Origin of the sequence: Actinoallomurus sp. CA-142502, from assembly GCF_050936355.1 — a bacterium.
In the GTDB taxonomy this organism is placed as follows: domain Bacteria; phylum Actinomycetota; class Actinomycetes; order Streptosporangiales; family Streptosporangiaceae; genus Actinoallomurus; species Actinoallomurus iriomotensis.
In genome coordinates this window covers 6,282,535-6,305,880 of record NZ_JBNJMY010000001.1, presented here as the reverse complement: position 1 = coordinate 6,305,880, position 23,346 = coordinate 6,282,535, and the positions used below count along the sequence as shown (strand labels likewise).

Genomic DNA, 23,346 nt, shown 5'->3' with positions numbered 1-23,346 from the left:
GCGCCGGCCGGACGTGCGAACGACGCGTCCGGCCGGTGCCCCGCCCCGCCGAAAGGTCCCGTCATGTCTTCCTACCGGTTCGAGCTGAGCCGCCGGAGCCTGCTGGCCACGGCCGGAGTCACCGTCGCCGCCGGCCTGCTGGGCTTCCGTACCGCCTTGGCCACCGCCGGGCCGAGCAGCTACACCGCGAGCTGGTCGTCGGTCGACCAGCACCCGCCGGCGCCCGAGTGGTACCAGGACGCCAAGTTCGGCATCTACTACCACTGGGGCGTCTTCAGCGTCCCGGCGTTCGGCAACGAGTGGTATCCGCGGAACATGTACATCGGCGGCTCGGCCGAGAACAACCATCACATCGCCACCTACGGGGACCCGTCGGTGTGGCCGTACCACAACTTCATCAACGGAGCCCGCGACAAGGCCGGCAACGTCGTGCAGTTCGCGCCGAAGCTGACGTCCGCCGGCGGTAACTGGGACCCGAACGCGTGGGCGCAGCTGTTCGCCGACGCCGGCGCCCGGTTCGCCGGTCCCGTCGCCGAGCACCACGACGGCTACTCGATGTGGAACAGCAGCGCCAACGAGTGGAACTCCGTGGCGACCGGGCCCAGGCTCGACCTGCTGCGGCTGCATGCCGACGCCATCCGGTCCAAGGGCATGAGGCTGTACGTGTCGCTGCACCACGCGTACCACTTCAACGGCTACTACGACCACGTCCCGGCGCAGTCGACCACGACGCTGAAGAAGCTGTACGGCCAGCTCGGCACGAGCGCCGAGAACCAGCTCTGGTACGACAAGCTCAAGGAGGTCATCGACGGCTACCAGCCCGACATCATCTACCAGGACTTCGATCTGAGCCTGGTGCAGGAGTCCCAGCGGCTGAACTTCCTGTCGTACTACTACAACAAGGCCGTCGCCTGGAACAAGGACGTCGTCGCGACCTACAAGGACGGCTTCGACAACAAGGGCGAGGTCTACGACTTCGAACGCGGCGGCCCGGCCGGCATCCAGACCCCGTACTGGCAGACCGACGACAGCGTCTCCAGCTCGAGCTGGTGCTACACCGTCGGCATCGGTTACTACTCGACCAAGGCGATGACGCACGCGCTGATCGACCGGGTCAGCAAGAACGGCACCATGGTGCTCAACATCGCCCCGATGGCCGACGGCACCATCCCGTCCGGGCAGCAGACGATCCTGCGGGGCATGGGCGACTACCTCAAGCGCTTCGGTGAGTCCATCTACGCGACCCGGGCCTGGAGCGCGTTCGGCGAGGGGCCGACGCAGATGGGCGGGGGGTCCTTCACCACTCCCCGGGAGGGGACCGCCCAGGACATCCGGTTCACCCGTAACAAGGCCAACACCGTGCTGTACGCCACCGTGCTCGGCTGGCCCGGCAGCACACTGACCATCACGACCCTGAGCTCGAGCCGCATCAACCTGAGCAGCCTGGCCTCGGTGCAGCTCCTCGACCAGACGGCCGGCTCGTACGTGAACCTGCCGAACCGTAGCCAGGACGGCTCGGGCCTGCACATCTCGACGCCGTCGTCCGGCTCCCCGTTCAGCGCCCTGGCGTACGTGGTCAAGCTGACGTTCTCCGGCCAGATCCCGGCGCTCGGGGGCGGGAGCGGTACCCCCACCGGCTGGGTGCGGATCGCCAACGTGACCAGCGGGCTGGTCCTGGACAGCGGCGGGAACGTCGGGTCGGGGTCGGTGCTCAAGCAGTGGAGCTACGACGGGTCGACCAACCTGCAGTGGCAACTGGTGGACCTGGGCAGCGGCTACTACCGCATCGTCAACCGCACCAACGGGATGGTGGCCGACAGCTGGGGCAACACCGCCAACGGTGCGAGCTGCCTGCAGGCGGCCTGGAACGGCGGCGACAACCAGCAGTGGCGGCTGAACGACGTCGGCAACGGCCGCTACCAGATCATCAACCGTGGCACCGGTACCGCCCTTGACGGCGCGGGCAGCACCACGGCCGGCGCGACCACCGTGCTGTGGACCCCGAACTCCAGCACCAACAACGAATGGACCATCACGGGGGTCTGAGTGCCCTGGCGCGCGACTCCCGCTTCCCGCCTACCTGGAGGTCCTGTCATGTCCTTACTCCCCATCCGCCTGCGGCCGGCCGCCGTGTCCCTGGCGACCACGGCGGCGGCCGTGCTCGCCCTCGGCACGTCGGCGGTCACCAGCACCGCCTCGGCGGCGTCCCTCCCGTGTGACATCTACGCGTCCGGCGGTACGCCGTGCGTGGCGGCGCACAGCACCACCCGCGCGCTGTACGCCTCCTACAACGGGTCGCTGTACCAGGTCCGGCGTTCGTCGGACAACGCCACCCGCGACATCGGCGTGCTGAGCGCCGGCGGGGTCGCCGACGCGGCGGCACAGGACTCGTTCTGCGCGGGCACGAGCTGCGTCATCACGATCATCTACGACCAGTCGGGCCGCGGGAACAACCTGACCCAGGCACCCGGCGGCGGTGCCGCCGGCGGCCCGGACAACCTCGCCAACGCCACCGCCGCCCCCACCACGCTCAACGGGCAGAAGGCGTACGGCGTCTATGTCGCCGCCGGCACGGGGTACCGCAACGACCACACCAACGGCATCGCGACCGGAGACGCCGCCGAAGGCGAGTACGCGATCTTCGACGGCACGCACTACAACGGCGGCTGCTGCTTCGACTACGGCAACGCCGAGACCAGCAACAACGACACCGGCAACGGCCACATGGAGGCCATCTACTTCGGCAACATCAGGGTCTGGGGCTACGGCGCCGGCAACGGCCCGTGGATCATGGCCGATATGGAGAACGGCCTGTACTCCGGCCGGAACGCCGGATACAACGCCGGCGACCCCACCATCAACTACCGGTACACCACCGCCATCATCAAGGGCGAGCCGAACCACTGGGCCATCCGCGGCGGCAACGCCCAGTCCGGCGGCCTGTCCACGTTCTACGACGGCGCCCGTCCCAACGTCTCCGGCTACAACCCGATGCACAAGGAGGGCGCCATCATCCTGGGCATCGGCGGCGACAACAGCAAGGGCTCGGCCGGCACTTTCTACGAAGGCGTCATGACCTCCGGCTATCCGTCCGACGCGACGGAGAACGCGGTGCAGGCGAGTATCACGGCCGCGGGGTACGGGTCGGGCGGTGGCACGGGCGGTTCGTTCCCGAGCGGCTACCACCAGCTGGTGGTGGGCAACAACGGCTTGTGCCTGGATGTGTATGGGAACACGTCGACGTCGGGTGCGGCGATCGATCAGTGGTCGTGTAACGGTCAGTCGAATCAGCAGTTCCAGTTCGTGCCGGGGGCGAATGGTTTTGGGGAGTTGCAGGCGCAGAATTCTGGTCTGGTGGTGGCGGTTTCGGGTGGTTCGACGTCGCAGGGGGTTCCGGACATCGTGCAGCAGGCCCGTAACGGTGCGGCGGGTTCGATGTGGAAGCCGGTGGCGCAGTCCGATGGGTCGTGGGCGTTCCAGAACCAGAACAGCGGCCTGTGCCTGGACGTCTATGGCGCGGGAAGCAACACGGGTCAGCAGCTGGACCAGTGGCCGTGCAAGAACGCGGCGGGTAGCAACCAGGACTTCACCCCCCGCTGACCTGGGGGACTCGCGAACTCCGGGGGCGCGAGCCGCAGCGCGGGCGGCATCACTCCAGGGCGCCGCCCGCGCGCAGCGCCGCCTGCTCGGTCTCCTCCAGGCCGAGCAGGCCGGTGAAGCGATGCGGGTCCGGGCGTGTGCCGTGGGCGTTCATCGCTCGGGCTCGCCTCCAATGAGGCGCCGCAGTGCGGGAAGCAGTGCGTCGAGGTCTTCTCCCGTACGGAACACGGCGACGGTGGTGCCGCCGTCGGCGACTCGTGGACGGGACCGGGGTCCGGGAAAAAGAGCGAGCACCTCGCGCATCGCCTCGTCCATCTCCGCGATCGGGTCGGGGGACTCTCCTCGGAGCCATCGGCGCAGCACGTGGTTGTGGGCGGCGACCACCGATGCCGCCATCAGTTCGGCTCTGAGGGACGCCGACTCCGTGGGGTCTCCCATCCAGTCGGAGATGAACTCGCGGAACAGCCGCTGGTAGCGGGCGACGCTGACGATCTCGCGGTCACGGAGGGCGGACACCTTGCTGGTGAGCGCGTACCGCCGGCGTGCGAGGTCACCTTCGTCGATGTAGTGCAGCAGCACCAGGCGGACGGCGTCAGAGACGGCGACCAGGGCGGTGCTGTTGCTGGTGGCCGACAGCCGGTCTCTGATCAGCCGGAGCAGCCGGTCGTGGTCGGGGAAGATGACGTCTTCTTTGGACCGGTAGTGCCGGAAGAAAGTAGTACGCCCCACACCGGCCCGCTCGGCGATGTCGTCGACCGTCGTCTGCTCGTACCCGCGCTCGTCGAAGAGCACGAACGCGGCTTGTGCGAGTCGGGCCCGCGCGGTCGGTTTGCTCATGACCGGCCATCCTTCCCCGTCTCCGTGCAGGGGACCACTTGGCGACTCTTGTGGTACTCAGTACCATTCCAAAGGTACCCAGTACCAGGAAGGGATCCGGCGAATGCATGTCCCCTCGCGCAATGAGTCCGGGTTGCCGATGCAGCCGATCTATGACGCCTCCACGCTGGAAGGCTTCGACGCGGACGCCAGGCTGGGCGCTCCGGGCCGGTTCCCCTTCACCCGTGGGGTGTACCCGTCGATGTACACCGGCCGGCCGTGGACGATGCGGCAGTACGCCGGCTTCGGTACGGCGAAGGAGTCCAACGAGCGCTATCACGAACTGGTCAACGCCGGCACCGGCGGGCTGAGTGTGGCCTTCGACCTGCCGACGCAGATGGGCTACGACTCCGACGAGCCGATCGCCCGAGGCGAGGTGGGCAAGGTCGGCGTGGCGATCGACTCGATCGACGACATGCGGACGCTGTTCCAGGGGCTGCCGCTGGAGAAGGTCTCGACGTCGATGACGATCAATGCCACCGCGTCGGCGCTCCTGCTGCTGTACCAGTTGGTCGCGGCCGGCCAGGGAGTCGAGAGCCGTCTGCTGACCGGCACGATCCAGAACGACGTGCTCAAGGAGTACATCGCCCGCGGCACCTACATCTACCCGCCGCAGCAGTCGCTCCGGCTGATCAGCGACATCTTCGCCTACTGCCACCGGGAGATTCCGCGTTGGAACACGATCTCCGTCTCCGGCTACCACATGGCCGAGGCCGGGGCCACGCCCGTGCAGGAGATCGCGTTCACCCTCGCCAATGCCAAGGAGTACGTGCGGACCGCCATCGCCGCAGGTCTGGACGTCGACGACTTCGCGCCGCGCCTGTCGTTCTTCTTCGTCGTCCGTACCACGCTGCTGGAGGAGGTCGCGAAGTTCCGCGCCGCCCGGCGCATCTGGTCCCGCATCATGCGTGAGGAGTTCGGTGCGAGGAATCCCAAGTCGCAGATGCTGCGCTTCCACACCCAGACCGCACTGCCCACCCAGAAGGCGGCGCGGCTGGCCCTGCGCACCCAGCAGGTCATCGCCTACGAGACCGACGTGACCAAGACCGTCGATCCCTTCGCCGGGTCCTACTTCATGGAGGCGATGACCGACGAGCTCGAGGCGGCGATCCTCGAGTTGATCCAGGCCGTCGACGACCGCGGCGGGGCCGTGGCGGCGATCGAGCAGGGTTTCCAGAAGTCCGAGATAGAACGCTCCGCCTACCGGATCGCGCAGGAGATCGACAACCAGGAGCGGACCGTGGTGGGGGTGAACAAGTTCGTCCTCGACGAGGAAGAACCCTATGAGCCGATGCGCGTCGACCCTCAGATCGAGGTCGATCAGTGCGAACGGCTCGCGGCCCTGCGCGAGGAACGCGACAACGCCGCCGTCGAGCGAGCCTTGGACGCCCTGCGCTCTGCCGCCCAGGGCACCGGCAACGTCCTGCTTCCGATGCGCGAGGCCCTCGGGCTTCGCGCCACGGTCGGCGAGGTCTCCCACGCCCTACGTGACGTCTGGGGCGTCTACGTCCCAACCGATGCGTTCTGACCCACTCTCAGGCGTACTGCTCGGGGTAAAATGTGATCGATTGCGGCGGAGGGGCTCGCCGACGAACCGCGGTCATACCGCCAACGGTCCCTACCTGATCAGGTAGGAGGCCGTTTTTCATGCAGAGACCACGTCTGTCTCCCGATCGGCCACCGGCCCGGCCGAGCCCAGCCGGGAGACCGTGATGCGCACGATGGATCGCCGGACTGTCATGTACGGCGTTCTCGACGAGCTCGGGACACTGGCGGATCCGGCCGATCGCGAGCGCATCGACGGTCTGCGTGAGCGGCTGGCCGCGGACCGGATCCGCGTGCTGGTCGCGGGGGAGGCCAAACGGGGCAAGAGCACGGTCGTCAACGCGCTGGTGGGTCGCGCCATGTTGCCGACGGGGGTGACGCCGGTTACCGCGGTGGCCACGGTGGTGCGCCACGGAGAGCGGGAGCGGGTCATCGCCCGGTACGCCGACGGGCGTTCGGAAGAGCGAGGTCTGGACGAGCTCGCCGCCCTGGTCACCGAGCGCGGCAATCCCGGTAACCGCCTCGGGCTCGCGAGCGTGACGGTCGACCTCGACGCCGACCTGCTGGTTCACGGCGTGGAGATCGTCGACGCGCCCGGGACCGGGTCGGTGCACGAACACAACACCGTGGAGGCCGAACGCGTCCTGGAGACGATGGACGCCGCGGTGTTCGTGCTGACCGCCGACCCGCCGATGTCGGCCGCCGAACGGGCGCTGCTGGAGCGCGTCGCCGAGAACTCGGTGACGACCTTCGTCCTGCTGAACAAGGCGGATCGGCTGAGCGGCGCGGAGCGGGAGGAGGCACTCGCCTTCGCCGCCGAGCACACGAGCCTCGCCGTCGGACGGGACATCCTGGTCCGGCCGGTCTGCGCACGAGCCGGCACCGGCGATGCCGGGTTCGCGGCATTCTCGCGGGACTTCACGGACTACCTCGCCGGTGGTCGCGCCGGCGACCTGGAGGAGTCGGTGGCCCGGCAGGCACAGCGCCTCATCGCTCGGCTGACCGACGAGGTCCGTCTGCAGCGGCGTGTGCTCGACATGCGCGGCGGCGAGGCGGCACGTCGGCTGGAGACGTTCCGGGAACGGCTGGATGCGGTCGCCGCGCGGCGGCAGGACGCGGTCGACCTGGTCGAAGCGGAGGGCCGACGGCTGCTGGCCGCGTTGAACGATCAGGCCGAAGAGGCGGCGCGCGGGCTGACGTCGCGGATACGGGAGCGGATCGCCACCGCCGTCGACGAGCTGTCCGAACCTGATGAGGTCGAACGGGAAGGACGCGATCGCCTGGTCGAACTGACCCGCACCGTCGTGGAGACGTGGCGGGACCAGCGGAGGCGGAGCCTGGAGGAGGGCCTGTCCGAGCTGGACGCCCGGCTCGTCGCCATGCTGGATCGTGAACTCGCCGTGGTTCGCGACGGCGCGGCCGAACTTCTCGACCTCGACCTCGCGGTGCCTGCGGAGGAAGGACGGCTGATCGAAGATTCCCGCTTCTTCTACGTCTTCACCGACGGCGCGGGGCAGACCGAACTGCTGGTCGGGGCGATCCGTCGCCACCTGCCCGGCGCGTTCGGCCGCCGACGGGCACGTGAGCACCTCCTGCGTGAGACGGCCGAACTGGTGCCCAAACAGGTCGGCCGCGCGAGAGCGGATCTGCAGTATCGGCTGGCCGAGGCCACCCGCGCACTCGTGCGTGCGGTCGATCACCGCTATGCCACCACGATCGATCGGCTGGTGTCGGCGTTGGGCGCCGCCACTGCGGCAACCGAGAACACGCAGGCGCGGACGCGTAGGCGAGAGCTGGACGAAAGGGCGGCCACCTTGAGCGATATGACATCGCGCCTGGCCTCCGTGGTGGCCCTGAAGGCCGCCGCCTCTTATTCCAAGTCGTGATCGCGGTCGCGGCCGGGTGTCTTCTTCCGTAGGCGGGGCTGCGTCTAGTCTGGGAGGCGTCGTACGGCGGAGGGGCTCGCCGTCATCCGCGGCGATCGCCGCCAACGGTCCCTACCTTCAACGGTAGGAGGACCATGCCCGCCCGGCTGATGAACCCGCGCCAGGCCGTCGATCCGTCCGCGCCGCCGCGGACGTGTCGCTCCCTCCGGTCCCGGTCACGCCCCTTCGAGGTCACCCACCGAAAGGCCGATCGTGTCGATTGACATCACCATGCTGCGCGCCATCGAGATCCTCGACTCACGCGCACGTCCGACGCTGTCCGTCACCGTGGAGCTCGCCGGGGGAGCGGTCGCTCGCGCCGGGGTGCCGTCGGGGGCCTCCACCGGTTCCGGCGAGGCCGTCGAACTGAGGGACGGCGATCCGGCCCGGTACGGCGGCCAGGGGGTGCGTACGGCCGTCGGTCACGTCAACGGCGAAATCGCCGACGCGGTGTGCGGCCGGGGTTTCGCCGACCAGACCGCCCTGGACCAGGCGCTGATCGACCTGGACGGCACGCCGAACAAGTCCCGGCTCGGCGCCAACGCCGTCATCGGTGTGTCGATGGCCGTCGCCCGGGCCACCGCCGCCCAGCGAGATGTTCCGCTGTGGCGGTACCTCGGTCCCGCCGGTGTGTCTCCTCTGCTGCCGGTGCCGCACTTCAACGTCCTCAACGGCGGCGCGCACGCGACCAACCCGCTCGACTTCCAGGAGTTCATGATCGCCCCGCTCGGGGCACCTGACCTGGCCGAGGCGGTACGCGCCGGCGCCGAGGTCTACGCCGCGCTGCGCCGCCGGCTGAGCGAGGGCGGGCACAGCACCGGGCTGGGGGATGAGGGCGGCTTCGCGCCGGACCTGAGCCGGCCCGAGGACGCCCTGACCCTGCTCGTCGCCGCGATCGGCGACGCCGGATACACGCCCGGCCGGGACGGCGTCGCCATCGCCCTGGACCCGGCCGCCAGCGAGTTCCGGCAGCCGGACGGCACCTACCACGTGGGCGGCGAGAAGCTGACCAGCGAGGATCTGATCGCCCGCTACCGGCAGATCGTCGAGGACTTCCCCGTATGGAGCATCGAGGACGGCCTGGGAGAGGACGACCACGACGGCTGGGTCCGGCTCACCGAACAACTGGGCGAGCGGGTGCAACTCGTCGGCGACGACAACTTCGTCACCAACCCCGCGGTCATCGCCCGAGGGATCGACGACGGCATCGCCAACGCGTCCCTGATCAAGCTCAACCAGATCGGCACCGTCACCGAGACCCTGCACGCCATGGCCGTCTGCCGCCAGGCCGGCTACGGCGCGATGGTCTCCCACCGTTCCGGGGAGACCGAGGACTCCTTCATCGCCGACCTGGCCGTCGGCTCCGGCTGCGGGCAGATCAAGACCGGCGCACCGGCCCGCGGCGAACGCGTCGCCAAGTACAACCGGCTGCTGCATATCGCGGCCCACCACCCTGAGCTGCCCTTCGGCCTTCGGCCATGACGCCCGCGTCGCCGGCCGTCGCCCGGAACCGGTCATAGATCGTCGACCAGTTGCCGTACCCGGCATGAGGATGATTCGCAAGCCTGCCTGGGCGAAGGTGCGCAGGAGATGGCTCGCCCTCCCACTGGCTCTGATGCTGTGTCTCGCCCTGATACCGGTTGCCAGTGGCGCGGTCACGCAGCCCGGCCTCGTACCACCGGACCGCAAGTCCAGCTTCGAGCAGGACGGCGTGGCCTTGGTGCGCATCGTCGTACCCGACCAGGCCGGCATCGACCGGCTCCAGCGGATGGGCGTTGACCTGGCCGAGTACACCAAGCCGGTCGCCGGCGGCATCGAGGTGAACGCCGTCCTCAGCCCGCAGGAGTCCGCGGACCTCAAGGCCAAGGGCTTCGACGTCCGTGGCGCCATCGCCGACCAGGCCGACGCGGCGAAGGTGCGCCGGCAACGGTCGCAGGCGTTGAACTCGCTCGCCGCCCAGGCGCAGGGTACCGACACGCTGACCGCGCTGCGGGCCGAGTGGTTCACCAGCCTGCCCGACGGGCAGCGGTTCTTGAACGTCGAGGTGAAGACGAGCGACAGTTCGGCGACCAACATCCTCACCGTCGCCTGGGACAGCGGGCGGGGCACCGAGATCGGCTCGGGCGGGACCGCGACGATGTCACGGTTCACCGACGACGGCCAGTACATGTACGACCGGTTCAACTCACCGCTGCCGGTGAACGTGACGCCCAGCAAGGTGCGGATCACCAGCACGAGCGGTGGCTCGGTCACCGTCTCGGTGACGAAGTGGCTGGGCGAGCCCCGCAAGAAGCCCAACCCGCACTACGTGAGCGACTTCGTCGACCACTACATGGACCCGGAAGAGGTCTATCAGCGGATCGACTCGCTGGCCAAGGAGTTCCCCGAGCTCACCCAGTTGATCAATCTGCCCTACAAGACGAACGGCTACCGCCGCGCGGCGCAGGCGCAGTTCGGCACCGCCGCCGCCAGCACGTTCTACGTGTCGTCGAAGGCGTACGGTTCGGACGGCGGCAACGACATCTCGGTGGCGCTGGAGAACCCGGGCAGCGCCGGCGCCGCCCTGTCGGTGTCCGTCACGGGTAAGAACGTCGTGGTGCACCTCGCCACGGACGCCTCGGGGCAGGTCACGAGCACGGCCGCGCAGGTCGTGGCGGCGCTCGGCGCCGACCCGGCCGCCGCGAAACAGCTCACCGCGAGCACGTACCGGGGCGACGCGGGGGCCGGCGTGGTGGCTGCCGCGCCGGCGACCAGGCTCTCCGACGGCCTGAAGGCTCCCGCAAGCGTCAAGCGTCAGCCGTTCCAGGTGCAGGCGTTGCGGATCGGCGCGAAGCGCAACGGGTCCCGGCCCGGCGTCTTCCTCTACTGCCAGGAGCACGCGCGTGAGTGGGTTACCCCGCTGACCTGCGTGGAGACCGCCGAGCGGCTGCTGCGCAACTACCAGCACGACCCGGCCACCCGGAAGCTGGTCGACAACCTCGACATCTTCGTGGTGCCGTCGGTCAACCCCGATGGCGCCAACTACAGCATGTACGACTACAACTTCCAGCGCCGGAACATGACGAACTACTGCGGCCCGGCGGACTCCGACCCGGCACGCCGTAACGCGTGGGGTGTCGACGTGAACCGCAACTTCTCGGTCGGCTCGTCCTTCGACGGCTACAGCGGCGGGTCCGCGAACTGCCGCGGCGAGACGTACTCCGGGCCGAGTGAGCTGTCCGAGCCCGAGGCCAAGAACGAGGTGTGGCTCACCCAGAAGTACTCCAACATCAAGTTCGCGATGAACACCCACTCCTACGGCGGCTACTTCATGTGGCCGCCAGGCGCGTATAAGCTGGACGGCCGGCAGACGCTGCCGCCGGTCGACCTCGGCACCGAGACCTACTTCTGGTCCGCGTCCGCGCACATCCTCAACGCGGTGCAGCAGTGGCGCGGCACGGCCATCTGGCCCGGCCGCACCGGGCCGGTGACCGACGTCCTGTACTCGGCGGCGGGGAACAGCGCCGACGAGGCTTGGTACGACCAGGGCATCATCGGCTGGGACTTCGAGGTCGGCGCGGACAAGTACGACGCGCAGACCGGGGAGTACGACGAGGTCGGCTTCCAGCCCGACTTCGCCGAGGGCCACGAGGAGGCGATGGAGTTCGCCAACGGCCAGATCGGCATCCTCGAGGTCGCCCTGGCGTACAGCAAGGACAAGAAGGACCCGAGGTCCAGCCTCTCGGTGACCGGCCAGGACGCGAGCAGCACGAAGTTCACGTTCAAGGTGAACGAGCCGGCGACCGTCTATTACACGCTCGACGGCAGCCGGCCGACGCTGAAGTCGCCGAAGCTCGAGGCCGCCGGCCTGCGTGAGGGCGCGGAGTCGCTCACCGTCGACAAGACGACCGACGTGAGATGGTTCTCGGTCGACATCGCCGGCAACGTGGAGAACAACTACAGGCCGGACGGACGGCACACCGGCTACCGCCATGAGGTCGTGAGGGTCGGCGGTCACTAGGAAATGATCATGAGGGAGGCACCGGCTCCGGCCGGTACCTCCCCTCGTCGTCACCGGATGATCACGTCGGCAACGGATGATTCACCCCACGGTCGGCGGGAGCAGCTCCTCCGGCAGGCCCTGGAAGGTGACCGGGACCTGGAAGCGCCGGATCGCGGCCGTGCCGACGGACGTGTGCAGCGGTGCCGTCGTCGCGGGCCACGGCCCGCCGTGGTGCATCGCCCGGTTGACCGCGACGCCGGTGGGCCAGCCGTTGTAGACGACACGGCCGGCGTGCCGGGCCAGCTCGGCGACGAGCCCGCGCGCCAGGTCGGCGTCGGACGACTCGGCGTGCACGGTCGCGGTGAGCGAGCCGGGCGCGGCGGCGGCAGCGGCGCGCAGCTCCTCCTCCGAGGTGTACTCGACGATGACGGAGGCCGGGCCGAAGCACTCCTCCGTCAGCTCGGGCCGGGCCGCGAACTCCGTGGCGGTCACCGCGACCAGGTGTGCCCCGGCGCTCTCCGCCACCGTGCGCGTCCCGGCGGCCAGCCGTTCGACCCCGGTACGGAACGCCTCCGCGATCCGCGGCGTCAGGAGTGACGGCGCCTCGACCGACGCGATCGCCTGGGCCAGTACGGCTTCGAGCCCGTGTCCCGCGGGCAGGAAGAGCAGCCCCGGCTTGGTGCAGAACTGCCCCGACCCGAGGGTGAACGAGCCGACGTACCCACGCGCGATCTCCTCCCCGCGGGCGGCCACCGCCGACGGCGTGACGAACACGGGGTTGACGCTGCCCAGCTCGCCGTAGAACGGGATCGGGTCGGGGCGGCTGACGGCGGCGTCGAACAGCGCCCGCCCGCCGCGCACCGAGCCGGTGAACCCGGCGGCCTTGACGTTCGGGTCCTTGATGAGCGCCAGGCCCGCCTCCAGCCCGTGCGCGATCGCGAACGTCCCCTCGGGCGCGCCCGCCTTGGCGAGCGCGTCGGAGATGATCTCCGCCGTACGGACCGACGTGCGCGGGTGCCCGGGGTGGGCCTTCACGATGACCGGGCAGCCGGCCGCCCACGCGGACGCCGTGTCGCCGCCGGCGACGGAGAATGCGAACGGGAAGTTGCTCGCTGCGTACACCGCGACGGGTCCGATCGGCAGCAGCGCCCGTACGAACCCGGGCTCGGCGGTGTCCCGTTGGAAGCCTTCCCGGCGCGCCTCGCCGGCCAGCAGGCGCAGCTGCCCGGTGGTACGTTCCATCTCCCCGGTCAGGCGGGCGCGGCCGAGCGCGGTCTCGGCGTCGGCCAGCGTCACGAGCTCGTCGGCGGCCGCCTCCAGGGCGTCGGCGACGGCGTCCAGCAGCGCGGCCCGGTCAGGCAGTGGCAGTTCCGCGAGCGGGCGGGCGGCGTTCGCCGCGGCCACGCCGAACGCGGCGACGGTCTCGGGGTCGGTCTCCGGCACGCCCGGCTCCAGCCGCGCGCCGGTCCTCGGGTCGACTCCGTACAGCAACGTCATCGCAGGTCTCCGTCGGTGGGGAAGCGGTTCAGGGTGCCGGGCAGCCGGGAGCCGAGCGGGGACATGTCCTCGTCCGCGCCGAGACGCTCAAGGATGTCCAGGGTCAGGCGGCCGCGACGCACCCGCTCCCGCATGGTGTTGACGGCCAGGTCGCGCAGGTGGCGGCCGACCGGGTAGACGCCGGGGGTGTTGCGCAGGCCGAACTTCAGGTAGATCGGCGCGCCGCAGCGGATCAGCTCGGCCGCGTCGTAGAGGCGGACGAAGCCGCCGAGGTCGTCGGGGGCCTCGACGTAGAAGTCCATCGGCGCGCCGCTCTGCGCTCGCAGCTCGGCGATCTGCCCGATGGTCAGGTCGCTCGGCACGTTGATGGAGTCGCCGCCGAGCTTTTCCCAGATGGTGTACGCGGCCGGGTTGACCGGTCCGACCAGTGCCGACACCTTGAACGTGACGTCGGCCGGGAGCACGCCCGCGGCACGCAGCCGGTGCAGGGTCCACAGCACGCCCTCGTCGGCGACGAGCAGACAGCGCACGCCGAGCGCCACCGCCCGCTCGGCCTCCTCGACGCACTGGGCGAGCTGGTCACGGCCCCGGGCGCGCGGGCCGGAACCGCCGGACGAGGCCTTGACCCCGGCGCCGATGTCCCAGGTGCCGCGCGGACCGACGAACAGGCACAGCTCGATGTCGCGCTCCTCGCACGCCTTCACCATCTCTGTGATCTCGGCGTCGGTGAGCATCCAGACGCCACTGCCCTGGCTGATGCGGTGGATCGGCACCTCCAGGCGGTCGATCTCCTCCAGGGCGGCGGCCAGGACCTCCGGCCCCTCGCACGAGGGCAGCTCGGTCCGCCAGCTTCCGCCGTCGGGGAACCGGGCCTCCGATCCGGCGGGGACGGCGCTGCGGGCGGGCATGCCGAGCCGGTCGAGCAGGTGCTCGCCGGGATGACGGGAAGGACTCATCACGGACTCCTAGGGTCTAAGAATGATCTTGCCGACGTTCTCGTCGCCCTGGCCGAGCAGCGCGACCGCGTCGGGGTAGGCCTCGAGCGGCAGCTCGTGGGTGACCAGGGGGGCGAGGTCGAGCAGACCGGAGGTGAACGCGCGTACGGCGTACGCCCAGGCCGCCGCCGGAGCGCCGAACACGCTGGTCACCGTCAGCTGGCGGCCGACGATGCTCGCGGGGGAGAGCCCCTCCGGGGCTCCGCCCGGGATGCCGGTCAGCACGAGCCGTCCGCCCCGGCGCACCTGCCGGGCGGCCGCCGCCGCCGAGTCACGGGCGCCCGCGGTCTCCACGACGACGTCGAGGTCCAGCGCGTCGAGCCGGTCCGGGTGGAAGTAGGCCGTCGCGCCGCCCACCCGCGCGACCGGCTCGCGGCCGGCGCGGGGGTCACTGACGACGAGCTCGGCGGGGGAGGAGGCGGCCAGCAGCTGGATCGTCAACAGGCCGAGGGTACCCGCGCCGACCACGCCGACCCGTTCTCCGGGCAGCGGAGCAGCCTGGAGAACGGCGGCGGCGGCGACCGCCGCCGGTTCGAGCAGCACGGCGGCCCGCAGGTCGGTGCCCGCGGGCAGCGGATGCAGCAGACGTGCGGGCACGATCAGGTGGTCGGCGAACGCGCCGGGCCGGGTGAACCCGATCTCGTCGTAGCCGGCACCGCACAGGTTGGTGTCCCCGGCGCGGCATCGGTCGCAGACCTGGCAGTTCACGAAGCCCTCGCCGACCGTCGGCCGGCCGACCAGGGACGGGTCGACCCCGGGCCCGGCCTCTTCGATCGTCCCCGACCACTCGTGGCCGGGGACGATGGGGAACGTCCGGTACGGCTCGGGGCGACCGCCCTCGTACAGCTCGCGGTCGCTGCCGCAGATGCCCGCCGCGGCGACGCGGACGAGGACCTCACCGGGCCCGGGTACGGGTACCTCTCCCTTGACCAGCCGCTGGCGACCCGGCCACTCCAGAAGTACCGACCGGCTCACTTGGTCCTGGCCGGGTCACGTAGGTGCCAGTTGTCGGCGAACAGGTTGAAGTTGGCGCGCTGCCGGGGGAACGCGGCGAGCGCGTCCAGGTCCAGCTCGACACCGAGGCCGGGGGCTTCCGGCAGGGTGAAGTAGCCGTCGACGACCTCGGGGAGGCCGGGCGCCACGCCCTTGATCGCCGAGTCGGCGAAGTCGTTGAAGTGCTCCTGGATCTTGAAGTTGGTGGTGCAGGCCGCCAGGTGCAGGTTGGCGGCGGTCAGCACGGGGCCGCCGACGTTGTGCGGGGCGACCATGACGTAGTGCGTCTCGGCGGTGGCGGCGAGCTTGCGGGTCTCGGCGATGCCGCCGATGTGGGAGATGTCGGGCTGGATGACGTCGACGGCCTGGAGTTCGAACAGTTCGCGGAACTCGAAGCGGTCGTGGATGCGCTCGCCGGTGGCGATCGGCAGGTCGGTGTGGGCGGAGACCTTGGCGAGGGCCTTGAGGTTCTCCGGCGGGCAGGGCTCCTCCAGCCAGCTCGGCTTGAACGGCGCGAGCAGCCCGGCCAGCCGGATCGCGGTCGCCGGGGAGAACCGGCCGTGCATCTCGACGAGAAGCTCGGCCTCCTCGCCGATGGCGTCGCGGACCGCCTCGACGAGGCTGACCGAGCGCATCGTCTCGGCGTGGTCCAGCTCCATCGTGCCGGTGCCGAACGGGTCGAACTTCAGCGCCTGGTAGCCGTGCTCGACGACCTTCCGGGCCGCCTCGTGGAAGGCCTCGGGGGTGCGCTCGACGGTGTACCAGCCGTTGGCGTAGGCCTTGATCCGCTCCCGGACCTTCCCGCCGAGCAGCCGCCAGACGGGCTGGCCGAGGGCCTTGCCGACGATGTCCCAGCAGGCCATCTCGACGCAGGCGATCCCGGACATGACGATCTCGCCGGCCCGGCCGTAGTCGCCGTACTTCATCCGGTGGACCAGGTCCTCCATGTCGAAGGGGTCCGAGCCCTTGATGTGGTTGACCTCGGCCTCGGCCAGGTAGCCGATGAGCGCGTCGGTGTGGTTCAGCATCCGCGCCTCGCCTACACCGACGAGCCCCTCGTCGGTATGGACCTGGACGAACGTGAGGTTGCGCCAGGGCGTGCCGGCGACGTGTGTCGAGATACCGGTGATGCGCATGTGTACCAAGTGCTCCTCGTGTTGCGGGACCAGAGGCGGGGGCCACCACGACCTCACGACACGCGGATGTTACCGGTCACATCGGCAAAGTCAACGGCTAGAGGGTGGTAGGTCGCGTTTCCGAACTGTGTCTTGACATCAGATTTGTGACCGGTAACACTCCCGGACACGGCAGCGAAATCCAGTTGTAACCCCGGCGTAGCCGCCTGGCCCGACCCAAGGTGGGACATGAGATTCACTAAGATGGCCACGATGGCCATGGGGCTGTTCATGGCCCTCAGCGTGACCGCAGCGTGCGGCTCGAGCACCAAGACCGTAGACAAGAAGGGTGCGGCGGGCGCCGACTCGGCAAAGGGCGCGCTGGTCGGCGTCACCATGCCGACCAAGTCCTCCGAGCGGTGGATCCACGACGGCCAGAACGTGAAGGCCTCGCTCGAGAAGCTGGGCTACAAGGTCGACCTCCAGTACGCCGAGAACGACATCCCCACCCAGGTCAACCAGATCGAGAACCAGATCACCCGGGGCGCCAAGCTCCTGATCGTCGCCTCGATCGACGGCACCTCGCTGACGACCCAGCTGCAGGAGGCGGCCGACAAGCACATCCCGGTCATCGCCTACGACCGGCTGCTCACCAAGTCGCCGAACGTCGACTACTACGCCACCTTCGACAATTACAAGGTCGGCGTCCTGCAGGCCACGTCCCTCCTCGTCGGCCTCGGTCTGAAGAAGGAGGACGGCTCCGACGGCACCGCCAAGGGTCCGTTCAACATCGAGGTCTTCGCCGGGTCGCCGGACGACAACAACGCGACGTTCTTCTACAACGGCGCCATGGCCACCCTGAAGCCCTACATCGACAAGGGCACCCTGGTGGTCAAGAGCAAGGAGACGGACTTCAAGACCGTCGCGATCCTGCGCTGGGACCCGGCCACCGCGCAGAAGCGCATGGAGGACCTGATCACCAAGGCCTACGGCGGCGGCACGAAGGTCCAGGGTGTGCTCTCGCCCTACGACGGCCTGTCGATCGGCATCCTGTCCGCTCTCAAGAGCGCCGGCTATGGCACCTCCGGTCAGCCGTACCCGGTGGTGACCGGCCAGGACGCGGAGCTTGCCTCGGTGAAGTCGATCATGAAGGGCGAGCAGTACTCGACCATCTACAAGGACACCCGCCAGCTCGCGGCGGTCACCGTGAAGATGGCCGACACCGTCCTCAAGGGCGGCAAGCCCGAGGTGAACAACACCAAGGACTACAACAACGGCGACAAGGTCGTCCCGTCGATGCTCCTCCAGCCGGTCACGGTCTACAAGACCAACGTCCAGAAGACCCTCATCGACACCGGCTACTACACGGCTCAGCAGCTGCAGTAGCGGGCCTGGGGCGGGCGGCGCCGTGTGCGCCGCCCGCCCCTCCGCCGTGATCTGAAGGGCATGACATGACCGACGACGCGATTCTGCGGATGAGCGGGATCACCAAGGTGTTCCCCGGCGTCAAGGCGCTGCAGGACGTGAACCTGGTGGTACGGCGCGGCGAGATCCACGCGATCTGCGGCGAGAACGGCGCGGGCAAGTCCACCTTGATGAAGGTGCTGTCCGGGGTCTACCCGCACGGCTCGTACGAAGGCGAGATCGACTTCGACGGCGAGCCGTGCCGCTTCTCCGGCATCCGCGACAGTGAGAAGCACGGAATCGTCATCATTCACCAGGAACTGGCGCTCAGCCCGTACCTGTCGATCGCCGAGAACATCTTCCTCGGCAACGAACGCGCCCATCGCGGCCTGATCGACTGGAACCGGACCAACGCCGACGCCGCCGAACTCCTCGCTCGCGTCGGCCTGGACGAGAACCCGGTCACCCCGGCGATGGACCTCGGGGTCGGCAAGCAGCAGCTCGTGGAGATCGCCAAGGCGTTGTCCAAGGACGTGAAGCTGCTGATCCTGGACGAGCCCACGGCGGCGCTGAACGACGCCGACTCCGCGCACCTGCTCGACCTGCTGCGCGGTCTGCGCGAGCAGGGCATCACCTGCGTGATCATTTCCCACAAGCTCAACGAGATCAAGGCGATCGCGGACTCGACGACCATCCTGCGCGACGGCCGCACGATCGAGACCCTCGACATGGAGAAGGACCTCGTGACCGAGGACCGCATCATCTCCGGCATGGTCGGCCGCGACCTGGAGCATCGTTTCCCCGAGCACGAGCCGACCATCGGCGAGGAGGTGCTGCGGATCGAGGACTGGACCGTGCGCAGCCCGACACAGCACGAACGCCTCGTCGTGTCCGGCGCCAACCTCACGTTGCGGCGCGGCGAGATCGTCGGCCTGGCCGGCCTGATGGGCGCCGGCCGTACGGAGCTGGCGATGAGCGTGTTCGGCCGCAGCTACGGCGTCGGCATCACCGGCCGGGTCTTCAAGGACGGCAAGGAGATCCGCATCAAGTCGGTCGGCGACGCCATCAAGCACGGCATCGCGTACGCCACCGAGGACCGCAAGCGGTACGGCCTCAACCTCATCGAGGACATCAAGCGCAACGTCTCGACGGCGGGGCTGCGCAAGCTCGCCAGGCGGGGATGGGTCCCCGACAACGAGGAGTTCCGCGTCGCCGAGGGCTACCGCAAGAGCATGAACATCAAGGCGCCGAGCGTCCTCGCGGTCACCGGCAAGCTCTCCGGCGGGAACCAGCAGAAGGTCGTGCTGTCCAAGTGGCTGTTCACCGACCCGGACGTGCTGATCCTCGACGAGCCGACCCGCGGCATCGACGTCGGCGCGAAGTACGAGATCTATTCGATCATCAACGAGATGGCCGATCAGGGCAAGGCCGTGCTGGTCATCTCCTCGGAGCTGCCCGAGCTGCTCGGCATCTGTGACCGCGTCTACGCGATGTCGGCCGGGCGCATCACCGGTGAGGTCTCCCGAGCAGAGGCCACGCCCGAGCGGCTGATGCAGTTCATGACCAGATACGACGAGGAGCAGATCGCCCAATGAGCAGCGTCGCACCGGCCCGCCCGGACAAGGGCGAGGCTCCGCCCCCGTCCCGCGGCGGCGTGGCCGACCGGATTTTCTCCGTCAACCTGCGGCAGAGCGGGATCTACGTCGCGTTCGCGCTGATCGTCGCGCTGTTCGCGATCCTCACGCACGGGAGCCTGCTCTCCCCGGAGAACATGTCCAACGTTCTCGTGCAGAACTCCTACATCCTGATCCTGTCGATCGGGATGATCCTCGTCATCATCGCGGGCCACATCGACCTGTCGGCCGGCTCGGTGGTCGCCGTCTGCGGTGCGATCTCCGCCGTGCTGATGGTCAACCACCACGTGCCCTGGCCGCTCGCGGTGGTGCTGACCCTGGTCGCGGGCGCGCTGATCGGAGCGTGGCAGGGCTACTGGATCGCCTACTTCGAGATCCCGGCGTTCATCGTGACGCTGGCCGGCATGCTCATCTTCCGTGCCCTCACGCTCACCGTGCTGGGCAACCAGGGCATCGGCCCGTTCCCCGACCAGGTCCGTACCCTCGCCAACGGCTTCCTGCCGGGCTACTTCGGCAACGTCGGACTGGGCCCGCTGGGCGGCGCGGACCTGTTCACCCTGATCGTCGGCGTGATCGGCGTCGCGGGCATCGTGCTCACCCAGTGGCGGGCCCGCCAGGGCCGCGCGGGGTACGGCCAGAACGTCGGCCCGCTGCCGGTGTTCATCGTGCGGATGGCGCTGGCCGCCTTCGTCGTGATGTTCATCGTGGTGCAGCTCGCGCGGTTCAAGAACCTGCCCGTGGTGCTCATCCTGCTGACCGTCCTGGTCCTGGCGTACACCCTGCTCACCACCCGCGCGGTCTTCGGCCGGCACATGTACGCCCTCGGCGGCAACCTCCAGGCCGCCCGGCTGTCCGGCATCAAGACCAAGTCCGTGGTGTTCCTGCTGTTCGTCAACATGGGTGTGCTGGCCGCCATCGCCGGCGTCATCTTCGCCGGGCGGCTCAACCAGGCCGGCCCGACCGCCGGCACCAACTTCGAGCTCGACTCGATCGCGGCGGCGTTCATCGGCGGCGCGGCGGTGCAGGGCGGCGTCGGCAAGGTCGTCGGCGCCATCACCGGCGGTCTCATCATGGCCGTGATCAACAACGGCATGTCCCTGCTGGGCGCGCCCAGCGAGCGGGTCATGTTGATCAAGGGCCTGGTGCTGCTCGCCGCGGTCGCGTTCGACGTTTGGGCAAAGCGCCGGGCCGGCACCTCCCGATAAATAGGATCAATCCCATGACCACAGAGCCCGACGACCGGGGCGACGCGCGGGTCACGGCGCGCCCCGGCCTTCGGGACGTGGCCAAGCTCGCCGGGGTGTCGCACCAGACCGTGTCCCGGGTCTTCAAGGATCACCCGAGGGTGAGCACGGAGACCCGGGCGAAGGTCCTCGCCGCGGCCGCCCAGCTGGACTTCCGGCCCAACGCGTTCGCCCGTGCCCTGGCCACCGGCCGGTCGCGCACACTCGGCGTGGTCAGCTTCGACGCGACCCAGTTCGGGCCCGCCTCGATGATCAGTGAGATCGAGCGCTGCGCGCGGGAGGCCGACTACTTCACCAGCGTCATCGCGCTGCAGTCGACCAGCGAGCGTTCGATCGCCGAGGCGGCCGAGCGGCTGCGCGGCCAGGGCGTGGACGGGCTCATCGTGATCCCCGGCCATGCCCCGCTGACCCAGACCATCAAGCACCTGCCGCGGGACCTGCCCGTCGTGGTCATGGAGAGCGAGACGATCGTCCCGGCCGTCGGGGTGGACCAGTACACCGGGCCGAAGGCGGCCACCCGCTACCTTCTCGACCTCGGCCACCGGACCGTGCACCACCTGCCGGGCCCGATGTCGTGGCTGGAGGCGCGCGAGCGCCACCGCGGCTGGCGCGACGCGCTGACCGATGCCGGAGCACCGGTGCCGCCGACCATCCCCGGCGACTGGAGCGCCGGGTCGGGATACGAGCGCGGCCTGGCGCTGGCGGCCGACCCGGAGGTCACGGCGGTGTTCGCGGCCAACGACCAGAACGCTCTGGGCCTGCTGCGCGCCCTGCACGAGGCGGGCCGCAGGGTGCCCGAGGACGTCAGCGTGATCGGCTTCGACGACATCCCCGAGGCGGCGTACTTCATCCCGCCGCTCACCACGATCCGCCAGGACTTCGCCGCCGTCGGCCGGTCCAGCGTGAACCTGCTGCTCGAGCAGATCGAGAGCGGTCGCCGCAGCGACAACAAGATCATCATTTCTACCGAGCTGGTCAGCCGGAACAGCGCCGGGCGGGCGCCCGCGTAGCCCGTCCCATCCCCGCGCTCGCTGCCCCGTGAAAGACATCCCAGGAGCTTAGATGTCAAGCCGCAAGCGACTCGGCGCGATGCGACCAAGCGGTCGCCTCGTCGTAAAGGGTGCCGGTCTTGAGGCAGCCGTGCAGGATGCCGACGAGCCGGTTGGCGACCTGGCGAAGCGCGGCGTTGTAGCCGGCGTCGCGGGCCCGCAGCTTGTCGTAGTAGGTGCGTGCGCCGGTCGAGACGCTGATCGCGGTGGATGCCTGGGTCATCAGGGCGTCGATGAGCCGGTCGTTGTGCACGAACCGTGCCGCGACGACCTTCTTCTTCCCCGAGGCTCGGGTGATCGGGGAGGTGCCGGCATAGTTCTTGCGCGCCTTGGCCGAGGTGTAACGGAGCGGGTCGTCGCCGAATTCTGCGAGCACCCGGGCGCCGAGGATCAGTCCCAGCCCTGGCTGGGACAGGATGATCTCAGCGGCCGGGTGCCGCCCAAAATGCGCCTCGACCTCCTTGCGCATGGCCGTGACCTGCTCTTCCACGGTGACCAGCACCGCCACCAGAGCCCGGATCGTGGCCGCGTATGCGGCGGTGACCACGTCCGGCTGGCCCAGGTGCTCGGCCCGCAGCGCGGCCTGGATCCGCGCGGCTTTAGCCGCGATGTCGCGGCGGCGGGCTCGCTTGAGCGCCGCGCTGATCTGGGCGATGGTCAGCTTGGCCGCCGACGCGGGGTCGGGGGCCTTGGCCAGCAGTTCCAGGGTGTCGGGGGCGTCCAGGTCCTCGAACGCCACCAAGGCGGCCGGGAAGTAGTCGCGCAGCGCGTGCCGCAGCCGCTGGGTGTGGCGGGTCCGTTCCCAGATCAGTGTCTTGTGCGTGCGCGCGACGACCTTGACCGCCTCGGCCTGCGGACTGTCCCCGGCCACCGGGCGCAGCTGGTGGGAGTCGGTGCGGACCATGTCGGCCAGCATGTGCGCATCCGCGGAGTCGCTCTTGGCCCCGGACACGGCCAGGCGTTCCCGGTAGCGGGCGGCCTGCAGCGGGTTGACCGCCAGCACCGTGTACCCGGCCGCCACCAACGCCCCTACCCACGGACCGCGGTCGGTCTCGATACCGACCACCACCTCCACATCCTCATCGGCGACCTGTCCGGCCCGCTCGGCCAGCATCGCGTGCAGCCGCGTCATCCCGACAACGCCTTCGGGCAGCCGGGCCTTGGCCAGCCGACGGCCCGACGCATCCATCACCTCAACATCGTGATGCGCTTCGGCCCAGTCATCCCCAACGAACAGCCGCAACGTCTCTCCCATCTCCGGAACCGCTGTTCAGCAGCCTGCGGGAGAACCATCAGCGACCTAATGAAGCAGTGCTCACGGCCCCAAGTACAGAACCGGGCACGACATCCCATCAGCGATCAACTCTCCCGGCCGACCGGCAAGGGCACGATCTTTCATCAGGACTCCAGGTCCAGGAAAACCAAGTGCTCACCTGCCGGCGGCTACCAAACCCAGGAGTCTGCCGGATGGCTCACTCCCAGAACTC

The 23,346-nt window shown here is 69.3% G+C and carries 16 protein-coding genes; 10 read left to right on the top strand and 6 right to left on the bottom strand.

Annotated elements, in window-relative coordinates; translation table 11 throughout:
- Positions 1-63 precede the first annotated feature (63 nt).
- Together ACQEV1_RS29990 and ACQEV1_RS29985 are read left to right on the top strand one after the other, a co-directional pair.
- A complete protein-coding gene (locus ACQEV1_RS29990; protein ID WP_285622277.1) occupies positions 64-2,046 on the top strand; it encodes an alpha-L-fucosidase in 1,983 nt (660 codons plus the stop codon).
- 48 nt (positions 2,047-2,094) lie between these two features.
- A complete protein-coding gene (locus ACQEV1_RS29985) occupies positions 2,095-3,600 on the top strand; it encodes an arabinofuranosidase catalytic domain-containing protein (RefSeq protein ID WP_433397811.1) in 1,506 nt (501 codons plus the stop codon).
- A 150-nt stretch (positions 3,601-3,750) separates the two neighbouring features.
- Here ACQEV1_RS29985 and ACQEV1_RS29980 read toward each other — a convergent pair whose 3' ends face one another.
- Positions 3,751-4,437 carry a TetR/AcrR family transcriptional regulator gene (locus ACQEV1_RS29980; protein ID WP_433397809.1) on the bottom strand — a complete coding sequence of 229 codons (687 nt, stop codon included), beginning with the start codon at positions 4,435-4,437 and terminating at the stop codon, positions 3,751-3,753.
- Between the two features lie 133 nt (positions 4,438-4,570).
- Between ACQEV1_RS29980 and ACQEV1_RS29975 the strand changes: the two genes are divergently transcribed.
- The 4 genes from ACQEV1_RS29975 (at position 4,571) to ACQEV1_RS29960 (ending at position 11,946) form a co-directional block, all read left to right on the top strand.
- Positions 4,571-6,004, top strand: a complete 1,434-nt coding sequence (locus ACQEV1_RS29975) for an acyl-CoA mutase large subunit family protein (RefSeq protein ID WP_433397807.1) — start codon at positions 4,571-4,573, stop codon at positions 6,002-6,004.
- A 184-nt stretch (positions 6,005-6,188) separates the two neighbouring features.
- Entirely contained in the window at positions 6,189-7,907 is a 1,719-nt protein-coding gene (locus ACQEV1_RS29970; protein ID WP_433397805.1) for a dynamin family protein, read from the top strand.
- Positions 7,908-8,159: 252 nt separating this feature from the next.
- Positions 8,160-9,428, top strand: coding sequence for a phosphopyruvate hydratase (gene eno / locus ACQEV1_RS29965; RefSeq protein WP_433397803.1), 1,269 nt, complete (start codon positions 8,160-8,162; stop codon positions 9,426-9,428).
- A gap of 64 nt (positions 9,429-9,492) precedes the next feature.
- Positions 9,493-11,946, top strand: coding sequence for a M14 family metallopeptidase (locus ACQEV1_RS29960; RefSeq protein ID WP_433397801.1), 2,454 nt, complete (start codon positions 9,493-9,495; stop codon positions 11,944-11,946).
- Positions 11,947-12,027: 81 nt separating this feature from the next.
- On the opposite strand, the gene ACQEV1_RS29955 is transcribed toward ACQEV1_RS29960, so the two are convergent.
- From ACQEV1_RS29955 to ACQEV1_RS29940, 4 genes are read right to left on the bottom strand one after another with little or no spacing between them, the layout of a single operon-like run.
- Positions 12,028-13,425: an aldehyde dehydrogenase (NADP(+)) gene (locus ACQEV1_RS29955; RefSeq protein ID WP_433397799.1), complete on the bottom strand. Its 1,398-nt coding sequence runs from the start codon at positions 13,423-13,425 to the stop codon at positions 12,028-12,030.
- On the bottom strand, positions 13,422-14,381 hold the full coding sequence (locus ACQEV1_RS29950) for a hypothetical protein (RefSeq protein WP_433397797.1): 960 nt from the start codon (positions 14,379-14,381) through the stop codon (positions 13,422-13,424). The genes ACQEV1_RS29955 and ACQEV1_RS29950 overlap by 4 nt, the downstream gene beginning before the upstream one ends.
- A 9-nt stretch (positions 14,382-14,390) precedes the next feature.
- Positions 14,391-15,395: a zinc-dependent alcohol dehydrogenase gene (locus ACQEV1_RS29945; RefSeq protein ID WP_285622254.1), complete on the bottom strand. Its 1,005-nt coding sequence runs from the start codon at positions 15,393-15,395 to the stop codon at positions 14,391-14,393.
- Positions 15,392-16,549: a mandelate racemase/muconate lactonizing enzyme family protein gene (locus tag ACQEV1_RS29940; RefSeq protein WP_433397795.1), complete on the bottom strand. Its 1,158-nt coding sequence runs from the start codon at positions 16,547-16,549 to the stop codon at positions 15,392-15,394. The genes ACQEV1_RS29945 and ACQEV1_RS29940 overlap by 4 nt, the downstream gene beginning before the upstream one ends.
- A gap of 228 nt (positions 16,550-16,777) precedes the next feature.
- Between ACQEV1_RS29940 and chvE the strand changes: the two genes are divergently transcribed.
- The 4 genes from chvE to ACQEV1_RS29920 all read left to right on the top strand — a co-directional run bounded on the left by chvE (position 16,778) and on the right by ACQEV1_RS29920 (position 21,820).
- Entirely contained in the window at positions 16,778-17,914 is a 1,137-nt protein-coding gene (gene chvE / locus ACQEV1_RS29935) for a multiple monosaccharide ABC transporter substrate-binding protein (RefSeq protein WP_285622250.1), read from the top strand.
- A 65-nt stretch (positions 17,915-17,979) separates the two neighbouring features.
- Positions 17,980-19,527, top strand: a complete 1,548-nt coding sequence (gene mmsA, locus ACQEV1_RS29930; protein WP_433397792.1) for a multiple monosaccharide ABC transporter ATP-binding protein — start codon at positions 17,980-17,982, stop codon at positions 19,525-19,527.
- The gene (mmsB, locus tag ACQEV1_RS29925; protein ID WP_285578870.1) at positions 19,524-20,771 is read left to right on the top strand and encodes a multiple monosaccharide ABC transporter permease; all 1,248 of its coding nucleotides are present in this window, start codon (positions 19,524-19,526) and stop codon (positions 20,769-20,771) included. Before mmsA ends, mmsB begins: the two co-directional genes overlap by 4 nt.
- Positions 20,772-20,785: 14 nt before the next feature.
- A complete protein-coding gene (locus ACQEV1_RS29920; protein ID WP_433397790.1) occupies positions 20,786-21,820 on the top strand; it encodes a LacI family DNA-binding transcriptional regulator in 1,035 nt (344 codons plus the stop codon).
- A gap of 55 nt (positions 21,821-21,875) precedes the next feature.
- Here the strand turns inward: ACQEV1_RS29920 and ACQEV1_RS29915 are convergent, their stop codons facing one another.
- Positions 21,876-23,114, bottom strand: a complete 1,239-nt coding sequence (locus ACQEV1_RS29915) for an IS110 family transposase (RefSeq protein ID WP_433397788.1) — start codon at positions 23,112-23,114, stop codon at positions 21,876-21,878.
- Positions 23,115-23,346 lie beyond the last annotated feature (232 nt).